The 14,307-nt window shown below is 61.1% G+C and carries 17 protein-coding genes; 7 read left to right on the plus strand and 10 right to left on the minus strand.

Features of this window, described 5'->3' with window-relative positions; all coding sequences use genetic code 11:
- Nucleotides 1–157: 157 nt before the first annotated feature.
- The 3 genes from BG842_RS07380 to BG842_RS07390 form a co-directional block, all read right to left on the minus strand.
- Nucleotides 158–436 (minus strand): UPF0058 family protein, encoded by a 279-nt coding sequence (locus BG842_RS07380; protein WP_007978620.1) that lies wholly within the window; start codon nt 434–436, stop codon nt 158–160.
- A gap of 69 nt (nt 437–505) precedes the next feature.
- Nucleotides 506–721, minus strand: coding sequence for a surface glycoprotein precursor (locus BG842_RS07385; protein ID WP_007978619.1), 216 nt, complete (start codon nt 719–721; stop codon nt 506–508).
- A 179-nt stretch (nt 722–900) separates the two neighbouring features.
- A complete protein-coding gene (locus tag BG842_RS07390; protein WP_254662976.1) occupies nt 901–1,200 on the minus strand; it encodes a hypothetical protein in 300 nt (99 codons plus the stop codon).
- Between BG842_RS07390 and BG842_RS07395 the strand changes: the two genes are divergently transcribed.
- Nucleotides 1,174–1,347: a 2'-5' RNA ligase family protein gene (locus tag BG842_RS07395; RefSeq protein WP_254662977.1), complete on the plus strand. Its 174-nt coding sequence runs from the start codon at nt 1,174–1,176 to the stop codon at nt 1,345–1,347. The two genes, BG842_RS07390 and BG842_RS07395, sit on opposite strands and share 27 nt — an antisense overlap.
- Before the next feature lie 19 nt (nt 1,348–1,366).
- Here BG842_RS07395 and BG842_RS07400 read toward each other — a convergent pair whose 3' ends face one another.
- Together BG842_RS07400 and BG842_RS07405 are read right to left on the minus strand one after the other, a co-directional pair.
- Entirely contained in the window at nt 1,367–3,550 is a 2,184-nt protein-coding gene (locus BG842_RS07400) for an ATP-dependent DNA helicase (protein WP_083252466.1), read from the minus strand.
- A gap of 95 nt (nt 3,551–3,645) precedes the next feature.
- Entirely contained in the window at nt 3,646–4,614 is a 969-nt protein-coding gene (locus tag BG842_RS07405) for a cation diffusion facilitator family transporter (RefSeq protein ID WP_007976487.1), read from the minus strand.
- Nucleotides 4,615–4,755: 141 nt separating this feature from the next.
- On the opposite strand from BG842_RS07405, the gene BG842_RS07410 reads away from it, so the two are divergent.
- Nucleotides 4,756–5,274 (plus strand): metallophosphoesterase, encoded by a 519-nt coding sequence (locus BG842_RS07410; RefSeq protein ID WP_069450273.1) that lies wholly within the window; start codon nt 4,756–4,758, stop codon nt 5,272–5,274.
- Between the two features lie 95 nt (nt 5,275–5,369).
- Here BG842_RS07410 and BG842_RS07415 read toward each other — a convergent pair whose 3' ends face one another.
- The gene (locus tag BG842_RS07415) at nt 5,370–6,005 is read right to left on the minus strand and encodes a helix-turn-helix domain-containing protein (protein ID WP_069450274.1); all 636 of its coding nucleotides are present in this window, start codon (nt 6,003–6,005) and stop codon (nt 5,370–5,372) included.
- A gap of 84 nt (nt 6,006–6,089) precedes the next feature.
- Here BG842_RS07415 and BG842_RS29660 point away from each other — a divergent pair, with 84 nt between their 5' ends.
- Entirely contained in the window at nt 6,090–6,242 is a 153-nt protein-coding gene (locus BG842_RS29660; RefSeq protein ID WP_007976483.1) for a hypothetical protein, read from the plus strand.
- 271 nt (nt 6,243–6,513) lie between these two features.
- Nucleotides 6,514–6,939 carry an EamA family transporter gene (locus tag BG842_RS07420; protein ID WP_069450275.1) on the plus strand — a complete coding sequence of 142 codons (426 nt, stop codon included), beginning with the start codon at nt 6,514–6,516 and terminating at the stop codon, nt 6,937–6,939.
- 195 nt (nt 6,940–7,134) lie between these two features.
- Here BG842_RS07420 and BG842_RS07425 read toward each other — a convergent pair whose 3' ends face one another.
- On the minus strand, nt 7,135–8,151 hold the full coding sequence (locus BG842_RS07425; protein ID WP_069450276.1) for a low specificity L-threonine aldolase: 1,017 nt from the start codon (nt 8,149–8,151) through the stop codon (nt 7,135–7,137).
- Nucleotides 8,152–8,256: 105 nt separating this feature from the next.
- On the opposite strand from BG842_RS07425, the gene BG842_RS07430 reads away from it, so the two are divergent.
- Both BG842_RS07430 and BG842_RS30530 read left to right on the plus strand, forming a co-directional pair.
- The gene (locus BG842_RS07430; RefSeq protein ID WP_069450277.1) at nt 8,257–9,351 is read left to right on the plus strand and encodes an aminopeptidase; all 1,095 of its coding nucleotides are present in this window, start codon (nt 8,257–8,259) and stop codon (nt 9,349–9,351) included.
- Nucleotides 9,352–9,668: 317 nt separating this feature from the next.
- On the plus strand, nt 9,669–9,818 hold the full coding sequence (locus BG842_RS30530) for a hypothetical protein (RefSeq protein ID WP_217493286.1): 150 nt from the start codon (nt 9,669–9,671) through the stop codon (nt 9,816–9,818).
- 139 nt (nt 9,819–9,957) lie between these two features.
- On the opposite strand, the gene BG842_RS07435 is transcribed toward BG842_RS30530, so the two are convergent.
- A complete protein-coding gene (locus BG842_RS07435) occupies nt 9,958–10,299 on the minus strand; it encodes a hypothetical protein (protein ID WP_069450278.1) in 342 nt (113 codons plus the stop codon).
- A 115-nt stretch (nt 10,300–10,414) separates the two neighbouring features.
- On the opposite strand from BG842_RS07435, the gene ligA reads away from it, so the two are divergent.
- Nucleotides 10,415–12,472 carry an NAD-dependent DNA ligase LigA gene (gene ligA / locus BG842_RS07440; protein ID WP_069450279.1) on the plus strand — a complete coding sequence of 686 codons (2,058 nt, stop codon included), beginning with the start codon at nt 10,415–10,417 and terminating at the stop codon, nt 12,470–12,472.
- Here the strand turns inward: ligA and BG842_RS07445 are convergent.
- Both BG842_RS07445 and BG842_RS07450 read right to left on the minus strand, forming a co-directional pair.
- On the minus strand, nt 12,469–13,356 hold the full coding sequence (locus BG842_RS07445; RefSeq protein ID WP_069450280.1) for an ABC transporter permease: 888 nt from the start codon (nt 13,354–13,356) through the stop codon (nt 12,469–12,471). The two genes, ligA and BG842_RS07445, sit on opposite strands and share 4 nt — an antisense overlap.
- Entirely contained in the window at nt 13,353–14,267 is a 915-nt protein-coding gene (locus tag BG842_RS07450; RefSeq protein WP_069450281.1) for an ABC transporter ATP-binding protein, read from the minus strand. The genes BG842_RS07445 and BG842_RS07450 overlap by 4 nt, the downstream gene beginning before the upstream one ends.
- Nucleotides 14,268–14,307 lie beyond the last annotated feature (40 nt).

Consider the following 14,307-nt stretch of genomic DNA (forward strand, 5'->3'; position numbering starts at 1 on the left):
CCCCCTCAAATAGTTTCGGGTTAACCGGGTCCACGCATCAAGTACGGAGTGAGAAAAGGCGAGAGAGCTTTTGTGAGACACCGTTCGCACGAGCGTCTCGGGCGGGGAGTGGTCGCGCCGTTCGAATCATCGAACCGGCGATAGCGTCGTTCGAAAATCAGATTTTCTGTTCGGCGTCGTCGGCGAGCTCTTCCATGCGCTTGCCGATACGGCCCGCTTCGCTGAACTCGTCGTCGCTCATGACGTCGGCGAGCGAGTTTCCGAGAACGAAGACGGCGTGTTTGTGTTCGCTCTTGGACTTGTGAACGTGCGAGGGGTCGACGTCCAGTTGGTCGTATGCGTCGAACGCACCGGTCGGAACGTCGTCCTGTTCACGGAAGTACTCCATGATGGTCACCATCTGCTCGTGCAGCTCCAAAAGCTCGTCCTTATGCATGCACGGCCATTAGAAGTTAGTCGGTTTAAGAGTTTCTGAGAACTATTCACACGTTGAGGGCACAGTCCGTTAGAAGACGTACTCGTCTTCGTGACCCATCATCCCCTCATCTTCGAGTCCCGGTTCTCTATCGTTGTCCATCGGTCCACTGGTCTTGTATGCCTTGAGACCGGTTGCGAGCAAGTCCTCGACGGCTTCCTCACGGTTGACGAACTCGCCCTGGTCGACCATCTGGGCGATTTGCATTTCGAGGTGCTCTGGGACGGTAATCTCTACCTTTGGCATTGGAACAATTGTGGGCTTCGGGAGGGGTGTTCTTAAGTCTGACGGGTAGATTGTACCGGTATTGAAAACACTGTTTCTGAATCCAAGAAATCGGATTTTCTTAAAAAGAACTTAAATTCGTCCTTCCAGAAAATCCCCCGGCCGTGGGGCCGGAGAAACGAAAACTTGTCTGTCTGGACTCACCGATTGCCGAACATCTGGTCGAGCGAGTTGATGATGCTGCTCGGTTTCAACGACTCCATTCGCTGCTCCATTCGTTTCTGGTTGAAGTAGCTCGCGAACGCGAGGATGGTCGGCGGCCAGAGGCCGATGAAGAGTCCGCGCTCGCGGTTCCCCCTGACGAAGAACTGGTGCCACGAGAGGAGCACCGATGCCGCCGACGCGAGTATCGCAATGTCGGTCGTCGATTCCTGTGCCGCGAACTGACCGAGGAGTTCGGGATCATCGAGGGGTTGGAAGGAGAGGATTACGTTCCGCACGTCACGCTGGCGCGCGGTGGGGACGTGGAGACGGCGCGGCAACTCGCCCAACGCGATATCGATTCGATTTCGTGGAGCGTCACGGAACTCCACCTCTGGGATGCAAAGTACGAGGAGACCGCCGCCAGAATCGCGCTTCCCGTCTGATTCGCTCTCGGTTCCGTTTTTACTGCGGTTTCGGCGGGTCGCCGTCCCACGCGTCCTTGTCCGTGAAGAAGTTCAGCATGGCGAACTTGAGCTTTTCCGGCGCGATGTCGATGGTCTCCCCGCGTTCCTCGGGCGGGAACGTCTCCCGAACGCTGTACTTCCCCATCTCTCGGACGCTCTTCTCGGTGTAGCGTTTGTCGAGGAGGATGCGAACGCCGAAGTCCTCGGGCGAGCGAATCACCCGCCCGAGCGCCTGCCGAGTCTTCCGAATCGTCGGGATCTCCACGGCGTACTCCCAGCCCGAATTCCGGCCGGAGCGGTCCGCGAACACCGTATCGTAGGCTTCCTGCACCGCGTCCATCCGGTCGTCCAGGTGCGGGTACGGGACGCCGACCACGACGACGGTCCGCGCGTCGTCGCCGTCGAAACTGACGCCCTCTGCCAGCGTCCCCCACAGCGAGGTGAAGAGCACGCCGTTGCCGTCCGACGTGAACTGCTGGCGGAGTTCCTCGACGGGGGTTCCGGCCTCGTCGAAGTAGAGGGTCGCATCGACGCGGTTCCGAACGAGGTCGCGGTAGCGCTCCGCCTCGGCGTAACTCGGGAAGAAGACGAGCGTGTTCCCGGCGGTGAACCGAACCGCGTCGGTCAACGCCTCGGCGATGGTCTCCTGCGTCTCCGGGTCGCTTCGCTCGCTGGCGAACAACGCCGGGGTCTCCGCCGCGAAGGTGCGACGGTTCTCCTCCGGGAACTGGAGTCCGTAGGCCAGCGTGACGGGTTCCGAGAGCCCCAACACGTCCGACAGCACGTCGAACGGGCGGAGCGTCGCGCTCATCAGCACCGTTGCGTACACCTCGTCGAACAGGGCTTGCGTCACCTCGCGCGGGATGCAGGTGTACAGTTCCGCCCGTCCGTACACTTGGTCGGTTCCCTCGTCGCGCCGCACCGCGACGACCGGATACTGTCCGAGTTCTGCCCCCTCGTCCATGTAGGACTTGACGAACGCCGCGGCCTGCAACGTCTGGCACTCCTTTCGCGTCGTCGCGTCGCCCTCCTTGTAGGCGTCCTCGTACTTCTGGTCGAGTTCCTTGGCGAGCGAGAGCGCGTCGTCCAACTCCGCGTCGATTCCCTTCCCGGAGTACTCCTGCAGGAAGTTCAGCGTCAGGTCGTCGCGCTTGTTCTCGTTCGCAACCGATACGTCCTGCCAGTTCTCGCCGATCGCTTCGCGCTCGCCGAAACCGAACGAATCCTCGTAGGTGGCTTTCAGCGCGCGCTGGAACGCGGCGAGGACGTTGAATCCCGCCTCGCTCCGGAAGTCGTCGCTCTCCTGGAGTTCGTCCAGCGCGCTGTCGATGGTGTTCTCGGTCAGCGTGCGCGAGGCGTGGTCGCGGGCCGTCCCCTCGATGTTGTGCGCCTCGTCGAAGATGGTGATGACGTCCTCCGGGTCGCGGCCCAACCACCGGAAGAACTGCTCGCGTATCATCGGGTCGAGGAGGTGGTGATAGTTGCAGACGACCAAATCCACGCCCTCCATCCCGTCCTTCAGCAGTTCGTAGCCGCACATCTGCTGTTGCTCGGCGTACTCGTAGATGTCGTCGGGCGTCCGAACGCCGTCGTAGAGCCACTGATAGAACTCCTCGGTGTTCCCCGTGAGGTTGTTGTAGTAGTACTCACAGACGTTCTTCTCCTTCAGATTCTCCACCTCGTCCTGAATCTGTTCGAGTTCGTCCATCACCGCGCTGCGCGCCTCGGCGGCGTTCGAATCGCCCTCCTGCATATCGGAGAGCAGTTCGCTCTGGCGCTGTTCGAGTTCCCGTTTGTCGCGTTCTTTATCGACGACCTCGTAGGTGTTGTCCCGGAGCACCTGACACTCCTGATAATCAACGTCGATGTGACACATCGACCCCTTCCCCCGGAAGACGACGGCGCGGAGCGGTTCCTTTCGCGTTATCTCGCGCGCCTCCGTGACGAACTGGCGCATCTGCTGGTGGACGTTGGTCGTGATGACGACCGTCTTGTCCTCCTCGCGCGCGAACTCCAGCGCGGGGACGAGCGACGAGAGCGTCTTGCCCGTCCCGCACGCGCCTTCGAAGAGCACGTCCTGCCCGCGCGTCAATCCGTTGTAGATGCGGTCCATCGCCTCCCGTTGGTTCTCGTAGGGAGAATCGTACGGGAAGAACCGCATGTACTCGTTCGTCGTGGACACGATACGGGATATTCGCGGCTTGGTTCAAAAACCCTTGCCTACGTGAGAGAAACGCGTGTTTTGCACCCGATGCGGACCGGTTTCGAGTTCTTCGGTTAGACGACCGATTCCGATGCCGTCTCCTGCACTTCCGGCTCGATGTACACCTTCTTCACGCTGTCGTTGGTCTCGAACAGTTCGTTTTCGATGTCGGTGATGTGTTCGTCGATTTCGCCGGTGTCGAGCGTCGGGTCGAACGCCACGTCGGCGGTGACGATGATGCGGTTGGGGCCGAAGTAGACCGTTCGGAAGTCGATTATCTCGGTGACGCCCTCCCAGCCGTCGAGCTTGGACCGGAGGAGGTCCTCCTCTTCCTTGGGCAGGCTTTCGCCGAGCAGGAGGCGCTTGTTCTCCCACGCGAGCGCGACGGCGAAGCCCATCAGGAGAAGCCCGATGAGGAGCGCCGCGGCGGCGTCGTAAATCGGGTTTCCGGTGATTTGCGACAGCCAGATGCCGAACAGCGCGAACCCGGCACCGCTGACGGAAACCGTGTCCTCGGTGAGCGCCGTCAACGTCGAAACGTCGCTCGTCTTGTGGAACGCCTCGCGGAATCCGCTCCAGTTTCGGCGGTCGATTTCGAGTTTCGTCGCGCGGTACGCCTTGCTGAAGGCGTAGCTCTCGAAGACGATCGCACCGATGAGGACTGCGTAGTTCACGTAGACGGGCGGAAACGTTTGTCCGAGGAAATGGACCGCCTCACCGTTGACCGTCTCGTGGTGGAGCAGGGCTTCGTACCCGTGTTTCGCGCTCTCCCACCCGGCGATACCGAAGAGGAGGACGCTAACCAGAAAGCTGTAGAAGAACTGTGCCTTGCCGTAGCCGAACGGATGAGCGCGCGTCGGTTTTCGCCCGCCGAACCAGATACCGATGAGGAGGAACACCTGATTCCCGGTGTCGGAGATGGAGTGAAACGTCTCGGAGAGCATGGCCGGACTCTGAGTGAGGACGAAACCGACGAACTTCATCACGGCAATCGCCGCGTTTGCGACGAGGGCGGCAATCACGACGGACTTGCTATTCGCCATTATGCCACTAGCGGCGAGGAGGTGTCAAAGTCCTTACGACGGAGGGCCGAACGGCAGTCCGACGACACCGCGGAACGGACCCGTGAGAATCGAGCGCGACCCGACGTAAGACGGAAAACGAGGGGCTACCAACGTCGGAGCATGATAACCATCGTTTCGGACACCCACAGCACGACCGGTCACGAGCTTTCGGGACGAACGCTCGACGCCGTGCGGAACGCCGAACTCGTCGTCCACGCGGGGGACTTTACGACCGCGGCGGCGCTCGACGCGTTCGAAGCGGAAAGCTCGCGGTTGGTGGCGGTTCGCGGCAACAACGCGACCGAAGCGGTTGCCGACCGGCTTCCGGAGGCGCGCACGTTCGAGGAAAACGGGATTCGGTTCGCTCTCACGCACCGGAAACGAGGCGGCAGCACGGCACTGTCCCTGTTCGGTCGGGAGCGAGAGGCGGACGTGGTCGTGTTCGGGCACACGCACCGACACCTCGCCGAGCGCGCTGGTGAGGTGTTGCTGTTGAATCCGGGGAGCTACGCACAGCCGCGGGGGAACCATCCGACACACATCGAACTCGAACCGAGGGAGAAGGGCTTCGCTGGGAGGATTTACAGGCAGGACGGGAAAATCATGGGGGAGATTCCCGTTGGAGGGCTGGAAAGTTGATGGCGTACCAGTGGAGGGCCGAAGCAAGGCGGCTCCATTTCATCCTATGCGGAGGGACATAATGTACCCTTGGTAAGCTCAAAAGAGCGTTTTAGTTATCGATTTCGAACGAAATATACCGCCGCACCGAGGGCGAGAACGAGCGCGCCGCCCGCGAAAAACAACGCTCCCGGCGGAATCGTCGCCAGTACATTTCCGGCGGCGTCCGCCGTCGTCGATTCGGTCGAAAACGTCCCCATCTGCCCGCCGCCGGATGCCGTTTCCGCGGCCCTCTTGCCGATTTGTAACAGCCCTTCGGAGACGGCGTACTGAATCGCGGCGCTGACGAGACCGAGCAGGACGGCAACGCCGAGGACGCGGGAGAGCGCGCCTTTCAGTCCGGTCGTCTGCTCTTCCGTGCCCGCGAAGAGGATGAGCGGGCCGTCCGTCGGCGCGTACACTTTCATTTCCCGGCCCTTTTCGGAGTAGATGGTATCGACGGAGGAGATAAGGTCCGCATCTTCCAACTTCTTCAGGTGGTACTGGGCGTTCTGAAGCGAAGTGTCGGCGCGGTCGCTCAGTTCGGAAGCGGTCGCCGGTTGGTCGTGAAGTTCGGAGAGAAGACTGCGTGCGGTTTCGGACGAGAGCGCCCCGAGTAGATCGTCGGCGTCGTCACTGTCCACTCCGAGCACCCGAGGAGTGCCGCCCGAAGGGGGTTCAACGTCGGAACTGGAGGGCAAGAGATCAGCCATAAGTGACCGTATGAAACCGCTCGTCAATCAACTTTGTCACTAGAACGGCGAAACGAATTTGGTTCGTGGACTGATAGACTGGGTATGGAACCACTCGGAATCTTCGAAAACTTCCTCAACGACCCCCTATTCGTCGCGCTTCTCGTCATCATGCTCGGCTTCGTCTTCTTCGTCTATCTGTTCATCCGCCGAACGCTGACGGGGTTTCAGGAAGGAGTACAGAAGGGGCAGCGCTAGCCGACATCGAGATAGTACGCTATTTTGGCGTTGTCGAAACCATTGCTGAGAAACATGACGAGTGAGTAGCGCGGTGTGAGATTGATACCCTGCTGAAGTCACGACGCCGCTGGTTCGTCGAACGTGCTGTCATGCTGGCCCGTCGTGCTGTTTCTCGGTTTTCAAGCCACGCCGTTCACGGCGAGGAGGATACCGCTGTAGCAGAGGGTACTTAATAATCTGTGATTACGAGGACGAGATTACTTAGGGGGGAGACACGAGACGCTCACCAATGGAATTCATCGAAGCGGATTCGGCCGTTTTGTTCGGCTTGATTACGATGGTGACATGGGGAATCTGGATCGTCTTGGGTAACGCCGCGTCGGAGTCCATCGACCCCAGGACTGCAGCCGCCATCTCGTATCTCACAGCGGGGCTCCTCGCACTCGGATTTATCCTCGTTTCAGACGCATCCATCACCGTTACCGCGAGGGGAGGGTTGCTTGCTGGCATGGCCGGATTGTTCACCGGAATCGGCCTTATTTCGATGTACTTCGGATTAGCTCAAGGGTCAACAACGGTCGTCTCAACTCTTGGTGCCATGTACTTCGTCGTCGCAGCCATCATCGGCATGGTCGCCCTCGGAGACGAGGTTACGATGACCAAATTTGCCGGTATCGCGTTCGCAGTTATTGGCGTCGTCCTGGTCGCTCGATAAATCGCCGCTACACAGTGGTCGGAAAACAGTACTGCACATCGTCGCTTTCGCCCGTTCGTACGGAAGGGCGAGGGAGGACGACGTTTCCGATAAGCGCGATTCCGCCGAACGGGGACGACAGGATTCCGAGCAAGAGCTAGTCGGACGTTCGCGTACACTGGCGCCCAAGTCGGACGGTAAATCTCTCCCGTCGAGTTAGAGCGCGTCTCGAACCCGCTCCGCGGCGGTTTCGACATCCCCGCGGTCCACGTCCCAGTGGGTGCAGAACCGAACGACGTGCGTTCCGAATTCCGACCCGAGAACGCCGCGTTCTTCGCACGCGTCGAGGAGTTCCCCGGCGGTGAGTCCGGCGTCTTCGGTGTTCACGAGGACGATGTTCGTCTCGGGCGACTGGACGGAGAGGCCGTCCACGTCGGCGAGGAGTTCCGCGAGAACGCGGGCGTTCTCGTGGTCCGCTTCGAGTCGGGACACGTTGTCCAGCGCGAGCAGGCCCGGCCCGGCCAGCACGCCTACCTGTCGCATGCCGCCGCCGAGCAACTTCCGCACGCGTCGTGCGCGAGCGATGAACTCCTCGTCACCGGCGAGAACCGACCCCACCGGCGCACCCAACCCCTTCGAGAGACAGAACATCACGGAATCGACGTTCTCGGTGATGCGAGACGGCGAGACGTCGAGCGCGACCGCCGCGTTGCACACGCGCGCACCGTCGAGATGGACCGGAAGGCCGAGGTCGTGAGCCGCTTCCGCCGCGGCGTCTATCTTCTCGGACGCGATGGCGACGCCGCCCTTACTGTTGTGCGTGTTTTCGAGCGTCAACAGCCCAGTTCCGGGTCGGTGAGCGTCCTCCTCGACGTAGCCGTCACGGACCTGTTCCGGCGTCGGAATCCCGCGGTCGCCGCCGTCCAGCGTTCGCACCTGAAGCGCCGAGTGCTGGGCCAGTCCGCCGAGTTCCCACTTGTAGATGTGGCTCTCGCGCTCGACCAGCACCTCCTGTCCGCGCTCGGTGTGGACGCGCGCCGCTATCTGGTTGCCCATCGTCCCGGTCGGAACGTAGAGGGCCGCTTCCATCCCCATCAGCTCCGCGGCGACGGATTCCAGTTCGTTTACGGTCGGGTCCTCGCCGTACACGTCGTCGCCCACGTCGGCGTCGGTGGCCGCGTCCCGCATCGCTTCGCTCGGTTTCGTTACCGTGTCGCTCCGAAGGTCTAGCATGTGCGCTCCTTTCGCACCGGCAGACAAATAGTCGAGGGTAGGAGCAGGGTGCTCCCGGAGAAATTACATCGAAAGTGGTTCCCAGTATCAGCAAAATTTTCCACCATGGACCAACGAATTCGGGACCACGCCGAGACGATAGTTGACCATTCCATCGACGTCGAAGCGGGCGATACGGTCGTCGTTCGCGCACCGACGGTCGCGGACGACCTCGCGGTTGCGCTCTCCGAACTCCTCGGGGAACGCGGTGCGTTTCCGCTCGTCACCGCGGGTCGGCGGGACAGAAAGCGGGCGGCCTTCCTTCGCGCCATCGACCCGGACGACCTCGAAACCCCCGAACACGAACAGGCGCTCTTCGAGGCCGCGGACGCCATCGTCCACGTTCGAGCGCACGAGAACGCCTCGGACATGAGCGACGTGGACGCCGAAACGCACGCGGCGTACAATCAGGCGTATCAGCCGATACAGCAGGAAATCCTCTCGTCGCGCTGGTGTCTCACGCAGTACCCGTCGCCCGGCAGCGCGCAACTCGCCGAGATGAGCACGGAAGCCTACGAGGAGTTCGTCTACAGCGCGATGAACAAGGATTGGGACGAACAGCGCGAGTTCCAACAGCAGATGGTCGAACTTCTCGACTCGGCCGACGAGGTGCGCATCGTCTCCGGCGACACCACCGACCTCACGATGTCCGTGTCGGGAATGAAGACCATCAACGACGAAGGGAAGAACAACCTTCCGGGCGGGGAAGTGTTCACCGCACCCGTCCCCGATTCCGTCGAGGGCGAAGTGCTCTTCGACAAACCACTCGTCCATCAGGGTAGCATCGTGGAGAACGTCTGGCTCGAATTCGAAGACGGTGAGGTCGTCGATTTCAGCGCCGAGAAGAACGAGGAGGTCCTCGCTGGCGTGCTCGACACCGACGAGGGCGCACGGCGACTCGGCGAACTCGGCATCGGCATGAACCGCGACATCGACCGCTTCACCTACAACATGCTCTTTGACGAGAAGATGGGAGACACCGTTCACCTCGCGGTCGGCATGGCCTACGACATCTGTGTTCCCGACGAGCGAGAGCAAAACGAGAGCGCGGTGCACGTGGACATCATCGTAGACATGAGCGAGGACTCGTTCATCGAGGTGGACGGAGAAATCGTCCAGCGCAACGGGACCTTCAGATTCGAAGACGGCTTCGAGGGATAGGTCCGCGAGGAGCACAGCGAGGGTTTATATACCGTGCCGGGACCAACCCCGGCATGACCTGATCATCGGCGCGCGAGCGGTCCAGGCGGGTGTGTGGCCTTCCTTCGCGCGAAACCGGTTGTGCCGCCTGTTCGCATTCAGTTCGACAAATCATAGTGACACATTCAGGGAGAACGGGTTGTCGTCTCGACGTTCGCCGCGGATTCGAGTACCTTCGGACGACCCCAGTGCCACGTAGGACAACGCCCAACGACGAGTTAGTATATATTTGTTGTGGCCCCCGGAAGTTAAGTGGGTCCAGTCGAAAACCAACAATCGTGTCAAAAGTAGCCTGTCCAGACTGTCGACGGAACATCGCGTTCCACGAACTGGAAACCAGAACCATTGCTCAGTCCAGTGGCTTCTCGACGAACTACCGCTGTCCGTTCTGCCGGAACGCCATCGAGAACGTCGCTGAGCTGCTGTAACTGTTCTTTGAGACGTTCTATCGAGCAGCAGTGAAGCGACAGTGGACGGTCGATATCGCACATCGTTACTCGCCGTCAGTTCGATAGCGACCAGTCTCTCTGGAACGGTCACCGAATCCCAACGACACTCACGAACGCGTCAGTCGTTCACATCGAGGTCGTCGAAGTTATCGGCGAGGTCGGAGAGAACGTCCTTCGCGTTCGATTTCGTGTCATCGTCGATATCGTCCACCCGTTCGACGCTGTGGCCGCCGTTGTAGGCGGTTTTGACCGCGTGCTTGTTCAACTGTCCGTCCGGGCCGACGACGGGGAGCGTCAGGTCGCTGTACCGGTCCGGGTCATCGAACCCGGACGAGGAGAGGACGAAGTGGCTCGCGATGTCCGAGAGGTCGTTCGTGTCGAAGTCCTTCTCCTCGGGCGCACTCCAATCGTCGTCGGTCGTTCCGCTGAACGTCGGCTCGTGAACGCTGTACTCTGTCATCAAGTGGCATTCCAACAGGAAGCGGTGTGAACGCTGGGGTTGCTACTGCAGGGGTTTGTTTCCCGCGCACTAGCGGTACCGAGATATTTACCCGACGACGAACAATGCCCGAACGATGGCAGAGGTGAGCGCGGACGAGAACCCGTACGTCGAAGAGCCGGACACCGATTTCGAACCCGTAGCCGAGATGGACGAAGCCGGAGCGAGCGAGCAAGCCGAACTGCTCCGGGAGGCGATTCGACATCACGATTACCGTTACTACGTCGAAAACGACCCGCGAATCGGCGACCGGACGTACGACGCACTCTTCACGCGGCTACAGGAGTTAGAGGAGGCGTTCGACGTCCAAACGCCAGACAGTCCCACTCGGCGGGTGGGCGGCGAACCGCTGGACGAACTCGAAAGCGTCGAGCACGTCGCACCCATGCTCTCCATCGATTCGAGCGGCGAAGCCGAGGACGTCCGTGGATTCGACGACCGAATCCACCGGGAAGTCGGGGACGTCGAGTACGTCTGTGATCCGAAGTTCGATGGACTATCACTGGAAGTCGTCTATGAGGACGGGGCGTTCGTTCGCGCCGCCACGCGCGGCGACGGCGAGACGGGCGAAGACGTCACCGAAAACGTGCGCACCATCGCCAGCATTCCCCACCACCTCCGCGGCGACTACCCGGACTATCTCGCGGTTCGCGGAGAAGTGTACCTTCCGTTGGACGCGTTCACCGAATTCAACCGCGAGCGAGTCGAACAGGGAGAAGACCCGTTCGCCAATCCACGAAACGCGGCCGCGGGGTCGCTTCGACAACTCGACCCGTCGGTGACGGCCGAACGTCCGCTCGACTGTTTCTTCTACGATGTGCTCGCCGCGAGCGAGGAGTTCCCGACTCACTGGTCGGAGTACGAAGCGTTACCCGAGTTCGGTCTGAAGGTGAACGACCGCACCGAACGGGTGGACGATATCGAGGACTGCATCGAATATCGTGACGAGTTGATGGCCGACCGCGCGGACCTGAACTACGAAATCGACGGGACGGTCATCAAGGTGAACGACCGGGAGAAATGCGCGGAACTCGGCACGACCGCGCGCTCGTACCGCTGGGCGTACGCCTACAAGTTCCCGGCCCGCTCGGAGCGAACGAGCATCATGGACGTGACGGTGCAAGTCGGACGGACGGGACGGCTGACCCCTGTCGCACTGCTCGAACCCGTCGATGTCGGTGGCGTCACCGTCTCGCGCGCCAGTCTCCACAATCCCGACGAAATCGCCGAGAAGGACATCAACGTCGGCGACGAGGTGCAGGTAAAACGTGCGGGGGACGTGATTCCCTACGTCTCCGAAGTCGTCGAGAAGCACAGCGAGGGGCACTACGAACTGCCGGACCGGTGCCCCGTCTGTGGGAGTCCGGTCGAGCGCGACGGGCCAATTGCCTACTGTACCGGCGGACTCGCCTGTACCGCACAGCTTCGGCAGGCCGTGGCGTACTACGGAAGCGACGACGGGCTCGATATCGACGGATTGGGCGAGGAGCGGGTGAATCAACTCATCGACGCGGGATTGCTCGAATCCCTGCCCGACCTTTACGAACTCGACGAGGAGGAACTGCTCGAACTGGAAGGGTGGGGCGAGAAGAGCGCCGAGAATCTACTCGCTGAAATCGAGAAGTCGAAACGCCCCTCGCTCGCGGATTTCCTCTCGGCTATCGGAATTCCCCGCGTCGGCACCGAGACGGCCCGGGAGTTGGCGCGGACGTTCGAATCGATGGACGACGTGATGAACGCCGATAGCGACGAACTGGAAGCCGTTCCGGACATCGGGCCGAAGGTCGCCGCCGGGATTCGGGAGTTCTTCGACTCGGACCGGAACCGGTCCGTCGTCGAGCAACTGTTGAAACACGTCGAACCCGAACGGGAGGAGGTGGCAGGCGGCGACGAGCTCGCCGACCTGACGTTCGTGTTCACGGGGTCGCTCTCGGAACCGCGGTCGGACATCTCCGAACTCGTCGAAAATCACGGCGCGAACGCGACGGGGAGCGTCTCCGGCAACACGGATTACCTCGTCGTCGGCGAGAATCCGGGGCAGTCGAAGCCGAACGACGCGGACGAAAACGACGTGCCGATACTGTCCGAAGACGAGTTCTGGAACCTGTTGGAAGAGGCGGGTATCGACCGTTAGAGGTCCGCCCGGTCGAAGACGTAGTAGCCGACAGCGACGGGGACGAACAGCCAGAACAGCAGGTAGACGATGACGAAGGCGTCGCTGAAGTATATCGGAACGGGTTTGCCGAGGATGGTGGCGACGGTGCTCTGAAGGTAGCGGTTGAACAGCAAGACCCGTGCATCGAGCTGGCTGGACAGGAGTATCGTATCGACCAACGTCTTGTAGGCCGTCATCGGGTTCAGGAGTCGGATAAACAGAATCGTCGAAACCTGTCCGGCAGTTCCCACACCGGCGTACCGTCCGAGGAGGCTAGCCACCCGTTTGGCCAGCCCGCTCCAGAGCACGAGGAAGACGATGTAGAACGATATCGTCGTGACCATCGCTCGACGGCCGGTTTTCACGGCCGCCGAGATACCGACCGCCAAGCCGACGAACACGAGTCCGAGTAGGAGCGTGAGGGAGGCAAAGAGGACGTAGTTGACGAATTTGAACGTGAGAGAGGTTATCAGGAGGATGATAGCGGCGACGACGAACCCGAGAACGGTGGAGATGCCGACGACGCTACTTCGACCGAGGACCTTTCCGAGCACCACGTCGGTCCGCGAGTGGGGTAGGGAAAGCATGAGCTTGAGCGTTCCCGACTCGCGCTCGCCGGTGATGGCGGCGTAGCCGATGACGATGGAGATGAGGGGAATGAGGACGGCGGTCTCCTGTTTCATCAGGTAGAGATACTGGTCCGTACTCTGTCCGGCGGAACCCTGTATCGACCCGTTCTCTATCAAAAAGGCCAGAATCGGTGGGACAGCGAAGAGGACGACGAACAGCGCCGTCAACACCCACAGCCACCGTGACCGAAGGGAGTCGCGGAAATCCTTTCGTGCGACGGATTGCCACGTCATGCTGTCACCCCGCCTCTGGTGTAGGCCACGAAAAGGTCTTCGAGCGAGGCTTCCTCCGTGTCGAAGTCCGCGACGGTTGCACCCGCGTTTTCGAGGGTGGTGATGACCGTCGTCTTGACGTTCCGATCACAATCGACGGTGAGCGTTTCGCCGTCGCGTTCGACGCCTCCCACGCCGTCGATGTCTCGTACCTGCTGGACTGCCGCCGACGGAAGCGAGGTGGTTTCGACGCGGAGGGTCGTGCCGTCGCCGACGTTCGCTCGAAGCCCTTCGATGGAGTCCTCCGCGACGAGTTCGCCATCGCGGAGAATACCCACGCGGTCACAAACGGCTTCGACTTGACCGAGAATGTGACTGGAGAAGAACACGGTCGCCCCGCGCCCTTGTTCCTCGCGGATGATTTCTCGCATCTCGCGGGCACCCGTGGGGTCCAGCCCGGACGAGGGTTCGTCGAGGATGAGCAGGTCCGGGGTGCCCACGAGCGCCATGGCAAGCCCGAGGCGTTGGGCCATCCCCTTCGAATAGCCGCCCGCCTTGCGGTCCGCGGCGTCGAGGATGCCTACCCTGTCGAGAAGTTCCGCCGGGTCGTCTTCGGCGTCCTTCGCTTCGATAGCGAATTCGAGGTGCTGCATGCCGGTCAAGCGGTCGTAGACCGAGAACCCCTCGGGCAACACGCCGGTCCGGTTTCGGATTTCGATGCTTTCTGCCTGTGCGTCGTGCCCGAGGACGGTGACGGTGCCGCTCGTCGGACGAATGAAATCGAGAACGAGGTCGATGGTCGTCGATTTCCCCGCACCGTTCGGCCCGAGAAAGCCGAACACCTCCCCCTCTTTCACGTCGAGGGAGAGGTCGTTAACGGCCGTGACGTCACCGTACCGTTTCGTCACGCCGTCGAGTCGAATGGCGGTCATAGTTTCAGCTTTCGGTAACGAACATATAACATTGTTGTTC

Origin of the sequence: Haladaptatus sp. W1 (genome assembly GCF_001723155.1) — an archaeon.
In the GTDB taxonomy this organism is placed as follows: Archaea; Halobacteriota; Halobacteria; order Halobacteriales; family Haladaptataceae; genus Haladaptatus; species Haladaptatus paucihalophilus.